The following is an 11,844-nucleotide window of genomic DNA, read 5'->3' as shown; positions in this document are numbered from 1 at the left end:
GCATCGGCCGACATTGTACTCAAGGCCAAATTCGGGTAACAGATTATGATAATTTAATTATCATATACGATTGACGATTCGAGCAACCCGGCGTGCCGGTATGGCTCGATCGCCGACGTTGAGCCGACGCATGCGCTCGATGCCCTATTCCGGACGTGACGCCGGGAACAGATGTATTATAATTTGATTAACATACCCACCAGCGCTGCCGCACGATGGAAACGAAAACCGCCCGCCTCACCGTCCTGATCGACCCCGCCAAGAAAGAGGCGTTCGAAATACTTTGCGCGGAGCAGGATCTCACGCCGTCGCAGGTCGTGCGACAGTTGATCCGCGAGTATCTCGACCAGCACGGCGTAACGTACCGGACGAAAAGCGCGCTCGGCAAGCGAATGAAGTAAGCGCGCTCGAACCCGCGGCGGCGCTCACGCGCAGATTTCCCAACGGGCATGCTCGCGCGCGCGCCACACGAGCCGCGCGGGATCGATGCACTCGCCTTCCTTCATGCGCCGGGCCGTCGGCGACAGCTTCAGCTCGCCGGCCGATGCGATCCCGAGCGCGCGTTCGAGCAAAACGCGCAGCGATGGCAGCGGGTTGCCGTTCTTCCATGCAAACGCGATGAAGTTGTTGTCGTCGCCGCACGGAACGAGCGCATACGATGCGTCGAACACCTCGCGCAGCTGCTCGAGATGCCGCGGCAGCGCCGGATCGTCGTCCATGAAGTTGATCGCGAGCACGCCCGTTTCGCTCAGCCGTGCGCGGCACGCGTCGAGGAACGCGGTGCCCGTGCACCGGCCCGGCATGCCGTCGGCGACGAATGCGTCGTGCAGGATCACGTCCGCCCGCACCGCTTCCCTCGACACGTAGTCCGCACCGTCCGCGCATATCACCGCGAAGCGCGCATCGTCGTCGGGGATCCGGAACACGTTGCGCAGCGCGATCACGTCCGGATTGATCTCGACCGCGTCGATCGCGGTATCGGGCAGATGCCGGTAGCAGTATTTCGCGAGCGAACCGCCGCCGAGCCCGATCATGCAGATACGCGCGGGCACGGGCTGCAGCAGCAGGAAGCCCATCATCACGCGTGTATAGCCGAGCTCGAGCCGCACCGGATCCTTCAGCGACATGAAGCTCTGCGTGCCGAAGTGGTCGAAGTGCAGCGACACCGTGTGCTTCGTCTCGAGCACGAACGGGCGGCCGTCGTTCAACGGCATCGCCAGGAACCGCAGGAGTGCGTCATAGGAAGCTCGATCCTCGCTCATGCGCGGCAGGCCTGGATAATCAGAGAGTCGGTCGAACCGCGCGCGGTCAGACCTTCTTCAGGTAGCAGGCCTTCAGCATGAAGCCGCCGAGGTCGGTCTTGCAATCGACTTCGTGATCGCCGCCGACGAGCCGGATGCTCTTGACCTTGGTACCCATCTTCAGCGTGATCGATGAACCCTTCACGCGCAAGTCCTTGATCAGCACGACCGAATCGCCGTCGGACAGCACGTTGCCGTTCGCGTCCTTGACGACGTCGCCCGCCGGTTCGTCGCCCGCTTCGGCGCCGGCGCCTGCCGACCATTCATGACCGCAGTCCGCGCACACGTAAAGCGTGCCGTCCGGGTAGGTGTTTTCCATCGCGCATTGCGGGCAGGCGGGTGCAGCGTTCATTCCAGCTTCCATTCGGAGGGGGTTCGGGGATCGGCAAACAATGCCGGACGCGCGCGGCCGCGTCGCCGCCGACGGATCGGCAGGCCGGGCTTCACGCGCACAGCATTATAATGCAATACACATAATCAAGCTGCCGTATTATAATGGCGTTCCTTCCATCATTCGCCGGACTTGATGGCGGTTTCGCTGAGGATGTCGACATGTTCGAGATGAATGATGCGCCGACATCGCCTGTACAACGCCCCGCGGTGCGGCGGCAAGCCGCGCTCCGCGCGTTCATGCCGTGCTGCCGGCCGCTCGTCGCGCACGGTCCCGACGACCTTCCGCAAGGCTGACCCGCATCGTGCCAACCGTCGTCTACGTTGAAATCGGCGCCGCATGGAACCGCGGCCGCGCAAACGCCACCCGCGCCGCGGTCGTCGCGGCGGCACACCGTTTCGAAAGCGACATCCTGCTGATCGCCAACGGGCTCAGCGGCAACGCGAGGAGCGGCGATGCCATCGCGTCACTGCTGATGCATGGCGGCACCTCCGCGCAGGTGCTCGCGACCGGCCCCGACGAGGAAGCCGCGCTGCAGGCGCTGCTGCCCTTGCTCCAGGCGGACTGACCCTGCGTCGTCCGCTTCCACGGCTTCGTGCCGTTCACCCTGAATCATCTTTCTGCGAGGAAGCGATGAACGACAACGTCACGTCAAACCCCCCCACCCTGTCTGCATCCGCGATCTGGGCGCTCGAGCGCCTCGCCGACGTGCGCTACGGCCGGGATGCGCCGGCGCTCGGCTGGTCGGTCGAACAGGAGCTCGTCGGCGCCGGGTTCGTCAGCCATGCCGCCAACGGCCGCTCCGGCGCATCGATCACCGCGCATGGCCGCAGCTTCCTGAAAAGCCGGAAGTAGGACGGCGTCGGGCACATTGCCCGATACGACCGGGGGCTTGCGGTCGCGCCGCGATTTCCGCGGTATCGTACGGTGCCCGCGGGCGGCGCAACGCGCCGCCTTCATCCTCCTTCCCCGTGGAACATCCGATGACCGCCAGCGCATTGCCGCCCGTCACGTCCCCGCCCGTTCTCGACACCCCGCGCCTGATCCTAGAAGGCCATCCGCTCGGCGACTTCGATGCGCTCGTCGCGATGTGGGCCGAGCCGGCCGTCGTCGCGCACATCTTCAACGGCGAGCCGTCGGCGCCGCGCGACTCGTGGATGCGGATGCTCGCGTATCGCGGCCTGTGGCCGCTGCTCGGCTACGGCTACTGGGCGATTCGCGAGAAGGCGTCGGGCCGCTACGTCGGCGATCTCGGTTTCGCCGACTTCCACCGCGCCGTCGAGCCGTCGATTCGCGGCGTGCCGGAGGCCGGCTGGGCGCTCGCCCCCTGGGCGCACGGCAACGGCTATGCGACCGAGGCGCTCACGCACGCGCTCGGCTGGCTCGACGCGCAGCACCGGTTCGAGCGCAGCGTGTGCCTGATCGCGCCGACCAACGCCGCATCGATCCGCGTCGCGGAAAAAGCCGGGTATGCCGAGCCGGTGCGCATCCGCTTCAACGACGCCGATTCATTGCTGTATTCGCGCGCGTGCCGCTGAGCGGGATGCCACGCGCCGGCCGCGACGTGGCGGCCAGCGCGCGGGGCCCGCTTCCGCCTGATGCGACGGCGGCGCCGCGCTGACTGGATCCTTGCCCGACACCGCGCCGGTCTGCCATCCGCCGCCGAGCGCCTGGTACAGCGCGACGAGATCGATCGTCGTCTGCAATTCGCCCTGCACCGCCTGCTGCTGCCCCTCCGACCATTGGCGTTGCGTGTCGAACACGTCGAGGAACGGCGACAAACCCTTCCGATAGCGATCCCGCGCGAGGTCCAGCGCGCCCTGCTCTGCCTTCACTGCATCGTCGATCGCCTCTTGCTTGATCCGTCACGACGGCAGCGCGCCGACACGCCGATGACTCAATCGCGCGTGCCGCCCCTGACCGAACTTCTTGTGCGGCTCACCGCGATTGGCGCCGCGGAAGGTCGCCGTACAGGCGATAGAGGGCGTCAACGACCCGGACCTTGGGGCGGGCGCGTTTTGAACTGATCCACAGCGGCGAACCCTGCTGCTTGTACCACCTCCAACCGTTCTCCGCCGTGATCTGCATGCCCCGGTCGGGACATATGCCGTCGGCGATGTCCTCGTGATACAAACGCATCGCCATCTGCTGCCGCCAGTGACGCAGCGCGTCCGGGCCAACCCAGCACAGCGTCGCAGCCCATAGTCCAGCCTCGAGCATGAACGGCCACGTGGTATCCAATGCCTGTACGGCCATCCGGCAAACGATCGTCTCCCAGACTGCACACAGTATCGCGCCCGCCCAGAACAGATACAGTACGGCGTAGTGGCGATACCTGCGCCACCGTCCCGACCTGCGAACCGCGCGCTCGATCTCGTGCCAAGCATCGCGTGTTTGGCGCTTGCTCATGTCCGCTCCTTTGAACGTTGCAATTCACTGAAAAAGTCGTCTTCCAGCAAACGCCGGCTCAGTATCGCCCCGCCCATCTGGATCGGTAACGTCAGGATAACTAATACCAGCACCGCCCAGCCGATCCATGGCCTCATGACGCCGAATGTCTCGGCTCCGAACATCGTCAAACAGGCCACCCCCACCAAGCCGATGGTCGTGGACAAGCTGAGCAGCCGGTAATACTCGGCCTTGACGGGCTCAACCGGCGCCAGCTGTGTGCCAATCAGGTTCAGTTGCACGCCGTGACGTATCGGCGTGGCGACCAGTTGTACGCCTTGGCCGTGCTGCACGATCTGCGCCGCCAGCGCGCGCAGAAGCAGCGGGCTGACTGGCCCCGGCTCACCGATCGCTTTATCGAGGTCGTGCGCCGGCAAATCGAGTCCGCAGTCCTTGACCGCGGATACGGTAGCGTGCCGGAGATGTCCGGGCAGTCTGCTCGTCCACATGTGCTTGATCCGGGCGGGCGGAACCTGCTGCGCGCGCAGAAGGGCGGCGGTTGCGTCCATCGCCTCATCAGCTTCGGCCGTGATGGGCCGGAACAGATACGCCTGCGGCCGGCGCTTGCCACGGTAGTCGCCCATCACGTCGGACGAGGTGGTCAACAGCGCGACCGCGGCCTCCGACCAGGCCGGTGCCTGGTCAGGCCGATGCAACTGGCAAGCAAGGGTAAGCACGAATTCCGCCGGCGGGTGATCGTTGCCAAACCAAGGCTCGGTGAGCGACAGCAGCGTATCGAGCGATACCCAGGAGAACGAGACGAGATCAGGAAGGCGTAGACGCTGCCAAAGCTGCTTCAACTCGTACAGGTCGTCCTGCGTTGCCGATTGCAGGTAGACGTGCATCGAACGGGTGCGCGCGATCCCGGCAATGGTCGCCGACAATTGCGTCAACAGGCCCGTGAGTATGCCTTCGAGCCTCGCCTCGCTGGAAGCCTGATCCTGGCTCGCCAGCGGCAGCCGCTTACCGGCATTTGCCGGCCGCGAGCCTTCCAGGCCTAACATGCGTTCGGCCAGTCCGACCTCCGGTGTGAGTGTCGCGCTAGCGATGATGACGACACGCCGCTGCGCCCAGCGTCGCCAGTTCGCCTGTGTCTCGCGGCACAGGTAGTTCCACCAGTCCGTGTCGTTGAGCTCTTTCTCGTAGCCGCTGTAGAGGCTCCCGCATAAAGCAACCGTCAGCGCAAGCGGCAGGACCAGCAAGCGCACGAAAAAGTCGCCGGACGCGACCGGCTGCGCCCCCCAGGTCAGTACCGTGATGACCACCCCGGCCGTTTGAATGACCATGTAGATGGCGAACGCGATCCATAGTGGCGGAGGCTTGCTGCATACGCGCGGCGCCGGCAGCCGCATGTGCCATTGCATGCTCATGCGATCGACACTCCCGGCGATTCGGCGATGACCTGACTGCCGCACTCCGTGCGACATCGATCAACGACCCACCGGCGCCCGCCTTCGCTATAGCCGACACCCGTCTCGATGATGCGGTTGTCGCCGTGCTCAGGGCACGACACAACGTCGTGCAGCAACGCTACCTTGCGGCCGTCGAGGGTGAACGTGGACGAGGCGGATTTGACGGTGCCGCCGTGCGTTGTCGGGTCACCGAGACAAACGGGATTTTTCATGATCTTGTTCCTTGCAGAGCGGGACATGCGCGTTAGCGCACCAGTGGCGCATCTGGATTGGTCGGTTTGATTGATGCGTCGCATGTGATGCGGTCTTGGCCGGAGGGCGTGCGAAGCTTCGAAAGAAGGCCAGGTCTCTTCGACGCCATAAATGTGGAACTGCGTATGCCCGGAGGATATGGCTTGCTCAAATCGATATTCGGAAGCAACGGATATTCTTTTACGTAAGGATCGCCGTCTTCGTCACCATAATCGACTTGAGCGACAAACAGCTTGTCTTTCGTTGCTGCAATCGTATATCGCTTCGAATCCTCGAATGGTTTATAGATGTACCTCGCATACACCATTCCATGAAACGTGTTGCCGCCATCCGTTGAGTACGCCATGACGGGGTTGCATCCTCGGTCGCCACAAACTGTATAGGGTGCGACTGCGGATGGAAACGCGAGATTCATTCCGGTCGGATCAGCATTAATGACCCTCCCCTGGAAATTCTCGACGGTTCCCCGTCCAAGCTTCCTACGGATACCGGCTTTCGTATCGTTATAGAACGTCTCGCCGTGATAGCAATCACGATACCGCTCCAGCGTCACGAACCGGTGATCGTCTAGCCGGTAAATGACTTGGGGCGGCGAATCGTAAGGCAGTTCCTTGGCGCTCAGAAAATCTGCGAGATTGAATGAATACGGACGCTGCGCACTACAGGCCTGCATCAGCAGCATCAGCAGCATCAGCACGAAAATAACGAGGTTACGCACCATTGGAATTTCCCCAGATCGGATTTTTCATGATCTTGTCTCTTACAGAACGGCCACGCGTATTAGCGCACCAGTGGCGCATCTGGATTGGTCGGCTTGATTGACGCGTCGCACGTGATGCGGTCTTGGCCGGAGGGCGTGCGAAGCTTCGAAAGAAGGCCAGGTCTCTTCGACGCCATAAATGTGGAACTGCGTACGCCCGGAGGATATGGCTTGCTCAAATCGATATTCGGAAGCAACGGATATTCTTTCACGTAAGGATCGCCGTCTTCGTCACCATAATCGACTTGAGCGACAAACAGTTTTTCTTTCGTTGCTGCAATCGTATATCGCTTCGAATCCTCGAATGGCCTGAAGCTATGAGGCATGTAGGTCAAGAGATGGAAAGTGATTCCGCCATCGGACGAGTACAGTAGGGGTACGGTACAGCCCCGGTCGCCACATGAGATTGGATGTGGATACGATAGGGGCAGCACTATATTAATTCCAGTCGGATCCGAATTTATCAATCGCCCTTGAAAATTCTCGATCCGTCCAACTCCGATTCTCATGCGAATTCTCGCCTTAGTATCGTTATAAAACGATTCACCATGATGGCAATCACGATACCGCTCCAGCGTCACGAAACGGTGATCGTCAAGCCGGTAAATGACTTGGGGTGGCGAGTCGTAAGGCAGTTCCTTGGCGCTCAGAAAGTCCGCGAGACTGAATGAATACGGACGCTGTGCACTACAGGCCTGCATCAGCAGCATCAGCGCGACAATAACGAGGTTACGCACCATTAGAATTTCCCCATTCGATGCGTTTAGCGTCGGCGCGGCTCTTTTCTTCCGCAACCGTCCTCCAGTCGATCACGTCTGGCTTTTCGACAGTCTTGAGAACCCCATCCGTAAAGTACGGATCGTAGCCTTGCGTCCAGTCAGCTTTCTTAATCAGGCGAGCCCAGAAATCCCAGTCCTCGGCAGCATCACAAAAACCAATCGGCAAGTCCCAGGCCACGACGCGTTTCATGAATTCGGCATGCGACGGCAGCGTGCTGTGATTGGTCGGCTCGGGACGGTAATTGTTGATCCGCTCCTGGAGTTCCTCTTGTGTTTCGAGTGAACGCGTGCGCCCGCTGTTGGCATACACGTCTTCGCGTGTTTTGTATTCTTCTCGTTCATACATCGAGGCAAAGTTGGGGAAAGAGGGATCTAGATATTTTCCCTTGTTTGGGTCAGTGGGATCGACATCAAACTGCCCCCATGCTGGAGCAATCTTGCGTGACTCTTCAAAACCCTCCATCTCCTCCGCCGTCAGCGGATTCGGTACCTGCTCGGCATTGATCGTGACGGTCTGGTTGGGCTTCGGCACAGTCCATAGATTTGTCAAACCGAACACCCCTGCAGCCGGTCCACGATTGCCGTTCCAGAAGTCCGTCGCTTTCGCACCGGGGACCAACTTCTCCTCCGGGGTCGGCGGCAGTGTGCCGAACCGCCGAACGCCTGGTTCATCCCCCACCGCCGTTTCACGCGCCAGCATCCGCTGCTTGACGGTATCGCCCAGTTCCGTCAGCAGTTCATCGCCGATGCCTTGCCAGCCAATGCTCTGCAGCGACGTGATGCCCATCACCCGATCATGCGGCGTGAAATAGACGTATAACCGGCCGTGATTGTCGCGCTCCGGCATGCCGTAATGCAGCTTCAAATCCGGCCGCCAGAAATTCATGTCCTGGGTTGCACCGACGTGCAATTGCTCCATCATTTCTTCGGTGTAGACGCGCTTGTCCCGCTTGATGCGATTCGCGATCCGGCGGAACGTGTTGACGCGCGCCTGCGCAGTCGGTCGCTCACTCCCGCACGTCAGCGCGTCCGTGGCCTTGTCATCCACCGCAAACGGCGAATTCATCACGAACAATGCATCGGGCGCGCGAGTCTTGCACAAGGCAGTGGCCGCCATTGCAATCATGGTGCCCTGACTGTGCGACATCACCGTCACCGTATCGCGTGGGCACTGGGTCCGAATTTCGTCAATCAGGTTCGCCAGGCGCTGCGCGGCGTGCGCGTAGTAGTCGCGCGGCGGCGCATCCTGCAACTGCCGCTCCACTTCCGTGTTGAGCCGTTGCAGGTCGAAGCCGTAGATCGTGCGCGTGAAGCCTTTTTCACTCCACAGCTGCTGCAGGTTGTTCGTGCCGTTCTGGAAAGGCCCACCGCCCCAATACCACGGCGTGTTTTGGCGATGATCCTCGACCTTGTGTGGCGTACATTCAGGCGCCCAATAATCGGAGCCCTGCTGATCGCGCAATGCGATTCGCCAATTTTTCTCCTTGCCTTTTTGCGCTCGGTAGCCCCAAAAGAAGCGGATCACCGGTGAACGTCCACGTTTATCGAGATCGATCCGACGTGGAATGGGACGATCATCGGAGTCTTTAGTGATATACGCGTTCGCTTTTAGCTTCGTTGCTTCGCTGTGTCGGTTAAGCCGATCGTTCAATCCAGCACAAAGCGCCTGCTCCGCCGCGTCATACCACTCCCCCTCGGAGTTCACGCCATGCACGAAGATAATGACACCGGGCAGATGCGGGGGAATCCGCGCCTCGGCGCGCACCTGATAGCCCGTTGGCGTCAGGTACGACTCCCAAAACGGACGGCCGAGGTGATCGCGCTGCATCGGCACGATGCGGGTTGCATCTTCATGCCGATAGCGCTTTGGCTGGGTTTCGGTCGGCGTGTTCGCCGTATCACCCGACCGATCAACTGAATCATCCATTTGCTCGAGCTCCGTTGTTGTTCTTCGACAGCATCAGCTTGATGCCCTGTGCAATGTCGTTCGGCGTCAATGACGTTTCGCCCTTCGCGCTCGTCACGCCCTCCACGATTCGGCCGTCCGCCAGCTGGATCTTGTACGGCTTGCTCTTCATGGGCCGGCCGGTCACGTCGTCGCTCAGGATGAACCGCTCGTCATTCGTGACGTTGCTTTGATCGAACTTCGGCAATGGCAGCGACAGCGCGCCCGGACCTTCCTTCTGAATCTCGACGATCTTCAGAATCAGGCGCCCCGCACCGCCGATCTCGACGTTATCGCCCTGCACCTTGACGTAAGCCGTGCCGCCGCCACTGAGCACAACGCCATTGGCCGCGTTCGCCGTCAGCGTGCCCGCCGCGCTGCTCAATTGCATGTTCTGCCGTGCCACCAGTTCCATCGCGTCCGACTGCGCCTGAATCCGGACCTTGCCGCGTGCGGCGAACAGACGAATGCCCATCCTGTTCGCGAACAGCGACAACACGTCGCCGGCGGCGATGGCGACATGTCGAATCGCATTCACGTTGAATCGCGACGACGTGGCGACGCTCACGTCCTTGCCGGCCGACACCATCACGCGGTCGGGTGTCGCCAGGCCAATGCCGGCCGGCGCGGACAACGCGATTACCGACTTTTTCAGGCCCGCCAGTTCGTCTTTGAGCCACGCGTTTTCTGCCCGCAGATCCGCGATCTCGGCTTTCGCCACCGCCGCAGCCTCTGCCAACCCCTGCGCATGCGCTTGCGTAAGCTGGAACTGGTCGGTCGCGGAACGCATGTCGGTCTGTTCGCCCCGCGCCTTCTCCTGCCGGTCGGCCGATATCAATATGCCGCCACCCGCGCGCACGTGTCCGCGATTGTCAGTGCGCAGTTCGAAGCCTTCGCCACGCGGCTTTTGGTCGCGGTCCACCGTGTGACCGAGATTCAGCTGCGTCTTGCCATGCTCCGTCGCCAGCTTGATGTGTTCGCGACCATCCCGATCGTCCATCTCCAGCGTGTTGTTCGAACGGGTCCGCAGGGTATTGCGCGTGCCCCACGGAACGCCCGAGATGATCGGGTCCGTGTGCTGCGCGGTATGGAGCACGTGGCTGATGAACGGCAAATCGACGCAGCCCCACAGGAAGCTGACGCCAACGACGGTGCCCTCGACCAGCCCGAAATGAAAGCCCGTTTGATTCGGCCCCGCGAATGGCTTGGCAAGACGCATCGGGCAACTTCGCAGACCGGGCATCCGCGTGTCGCGGTCCAGATGAAGGTGAACGATATATTCACCCTGACCGTCCAGGTATGGGTCTTTCCAGCCACCCGACGACGCGATGGTCCCCGTGATAACGCCGTGAATCTTCGGCCACGTTTCCGTCTTCAACGGCAGCCGGTATTGACGGTCGGACGGTATCGCGTCGAACGTCACGTGATACGCCTGCTTGCGCGACGCCCGACACACCATCCGGACCACCAGCAACCCATGCTTCGCATCGGGCAATGCCCTGTTCGACAGCTTCAATATGGAACCAGCCGTGAGATCGAGCATGTCGCACTCGCCGCGATACTCGATCTGTTCGGCCAGCGCCGCTTCGCGCCGTAGTTGCGCTTCCTCGTTCGCTTCGTCCTGGCTCTGGTTCGGCGTCCCCCACGTATATGCGTCACCATATGTTGTGCGGTCCTCACGGATCGGGCTGATTGCCTCGATCGGTTCGGAAAGCTGCGCCTCCGTACTGAACGTGCGCACCGTATAAGTCTCCGGCAGCGTCCTTGCGGTCATTTGCAGTGCGCTGACGGATTCGAGGCCGCTGGATTCCAGCCCGCTGCGCGGCCGGTAGGCGACCGTCAGGCGCTCGGGATCGCGCCGGTAGTGCGCATAGTCGTCGCCAAAGCGTACCCGTTCGCAACGCTCGCCCGCTTCGCATACGAACCAGATGCCCGAGCGGCGGCACAGTCTTGTGATGAACGCCAGGTCGTCCTCACCCCACTGCATCACGAAGCTGCGTTTGCGGTAGGTACGGTGCAGCGCGAATTCAAAGCCGGCAAAAATCTTGTTGAACGCGTGTTCCCGGAGAATCTGCTCGATGATCTCGCGAACGGTCATGTCGAGGAAGAACCGGCATTTTGGCGCCTGACGCAGCAACGCCAGCCGGGACTCCAGCACAATCTCGTAGAGGGATTGATCGCGATGGGTATCCTTGAGCGCGAACCCCGTCACGACACCTTGCACGCGCCGCGCGTCTTCCGGCTGACTCCAACGGTCGCGCGGCGGGGGCTGGATCACCAACGTGCCGATTCTGTTCAGAAATTCGCCGCGCGACAGGTCATGCCGGGGATGAGTGAACCGGATTGTGTACTTTGTCGGCTCACCGATCCCGTGCGCGCCCTCGAACTCGTAGATGTCCGCGAGCGTGGCAGCGGGATTGCCCTTGATGTCGAGGCTGTAGAACTGATGGATGTTGACGCCCGCGCGCGCGGGTGCGTCGTAAATAACCGTGCTCGTTGCCAATAGCCCCTCCCAAAATGTCGGCGGATACCCCGCTGGACATTAATTGGCCGGAG

The 11,844-nt window shown here is 61.6% G+C and carries 13 protein-coding genes and 1 pseudogene; 4 read left to right on the top strand and 10 right to left on the bottom strand.

Annotation, left to right across the window (positions count from 1 at the left end; translation table 11 throughout):
• The first annotated feature begins 215 nt into the window (after window positions 1-215).
• Window positions 216-401, top strand: coding sequence for a ribbon-helix-helix protein, CopG family (locus BME24068_RS19110; RefSeq protein ID WP_096507039.1), 186 nt, complete (start codon window positions 216-218; stop codon window positions 399-401).
• A 24-nt stretch (window positions 402-425) separates the two neighbouring features.
• Here the strand turns inward: BME24068_RS19110 and BME24068_RS19105 are convergent, their stop codons facing one another.
• Window positions 426-1,262 (bottom strand): class I SAM-dependent methyltransferase, encoded by an 837-nt coding sequence (locus BME24068_RS19105; protein ID WP_174927031.1) that lies wholly within the window; start codon window positions 1,260-1,262, stop codon window positions 426-428.
• Between the two features lie 46 nt (window positions 1,263-1,308).
• Window positions 1,309-1,653, bottom strand: coding sequence for a zinc ribbon domain-containing protein YjdM (locus BME24068_RS19100; protein ID WP_096507041.1), 345 nt, complete (start codon window positions 1,651-1,653; stop codon window positions 1,309-1,311).
• Window positions 1,654-1,996: 343 nt separating this feature from the next.
• Here BME24068_RS19100 and BME24068_RS19095 point away from each other — a divergent pair, with 343 nt between their 5' ends.
• From BME24068_RS19095 to BME24068_RS19085, 3 genes are all read left to right on the top strand, one after another.
• Window positions 1,997-2,260, top strand: a complete 264-nt coding sequence (locus tag BME24068_RS19095; protein WP_096507042.1) for an HPr family phosphocarrier protein — start codon at window positions 1,997-1,999, stop codon at window positions 2,258-2,260.
• A gap of 65 nt (window positions 2,261-2,325) precedes the next feature.
• On the top strand, window positions 2,326-2,547 hold the full coding sequence (locus BME24068_RS19090) for a hypothetical protein (RefSeq protein ID WP_174927030.1): 222 nt from the start codon (window positions 2,326-2,328) through the stop codon (window positions 2,545-2,547).
• 128 nt (window positions 2,548-2,675) lie between these two features.
• A complete protein-coding gene (locus BME24068_RS19085) occupies window positions 2,676-3,230 on the top strand; it encodes a GNAT family N-acetyltransferase (RefSeq protein ID WP_174927029.1) in 555 nt (184 codons plus the stop codon).
• Here the strand turns inward: BME24068_RS19085 and BME24068_RS19080 are convergent.
• The 8 genes and pseudogenes from BME24068_RS19080 to BME24068_RS19045 all read right to left on the bottom strand — a co-directional run.
• A pseudogene (locus tag BME24068_RS19080) lies at window positions 3,201-3,542 on the bottom strand (TolC family protein); the annotation flags it as partial. The gene BME24068_RS19085 and the pseudogene BME24068_RS19080 sit on opposite strands and share 30 nt — an antisense overlap.
• Window positions 3,543-3,630: 88 nt before the next feature.
• Entirely contained in the window at window positions 3,631-4,101 is a 471-nt protein-coding gene (locus BME24068_RS19075) for a hypothetical protein (protein WP_096507045.1), read from the bottom strand.
• Window positions 4,098-5,510, bottom strand: coding sequence for a hypothetical protein (locus BME24068_RS19070; RefSeq protein WP_174927028.1), 1,413 nt, complete (start codon window positions 5,508-5,510; stop codon window positions 4,098-4,100). The genes BME24068_RS19075 and BME24068_RS19070 overlap by 4 nt, the downstream gene beginning before the upstream one ends.
• Window positions 5,507-5,764 (bottom strand): PAAR domain-containing protein, encoded by a 258-nt coding sequence (locus tag BME24068_RS19065; RefSeq protein WP_174927027.1) that lies wholly within the window; start codon window positions 5,762-5,764, stop codon window positions 5,507-5,509. Before BME24068_RS19065 ends, BME24068_RS19070 begins: the two co-directional genes overlap by 4 nt.
• A gap of 32 nt (window positions 5,765-5,796) precedes the next feature.
• Window positions 5,797-6,525 carry a T6SS immunity protein Tli3 family protein gene (locus BME24068_RS19060; RefSeq protein WP_174927026.1) on the bottom strand — a complete coding sequence of 243 codons (729 nt, stop codon included), beginning with the start codon at window positions 6,523-6,525 and terminating at the stop codon, window positions 5,797-5,799.
• A gap of 59 nt (window positions 6,526-6,584) precedes the next feature.
• Window positions 6,585-7,304 carry a T6SS immunity protein Tli3 family protein gene (locus tag BME24068_RS19055; protein WP_174927025.1) on the bottom strand — a complete coding sequence of 240 codons (720 nt, stop codon included), beginning with the start codon at window positions 7,302-7,304 and terminating at the stop codon, window positions 6,585-6,587.
• Window positions 7,294-9,270, bottom strand: coding sequence for a T6SS effector phospholipase Tle3 domain-containing protein (locus BME24068_RS19050; protein ID WP_174927024.1), 1,977 nt, complete (start codon window positions 9,268-9,270; stop codon window positions 7,294-7,296). Before BME24068_RS19050 ends, BME24068_RS19055 begins: the two co-directional genes overlap by 11 nt.
• Complete coding sequence (locus BME24068_RS19045) at window positions 9,263-11,791, bottom strand: type VI secretion system Vgr family protein (protein WP_174927023.1); 2,529 nt, start codon at window positions 11,789-11,791, stop codon at window positions 9,263-9,265. Before BME24068_RS19045 ends, BME24068_RS19050 begins: the two co-directional genes overlap by 8 nt.
• Window positions 11,792-11,844: the final 53 nt, after the last annotated feature.

It is taken from the genome of Burkholderia anthina (assembly GCF_902498995.1).
GTDB lineage: Bacteria > Pseudomonadota > Gammaproteobacteria > Burkholderiales > Burkholderiaceae > Burkholderia > Burkholderia anthina.
This window is presented reverse-complemented; position numbering and strand designations above follow the sequence as displayed.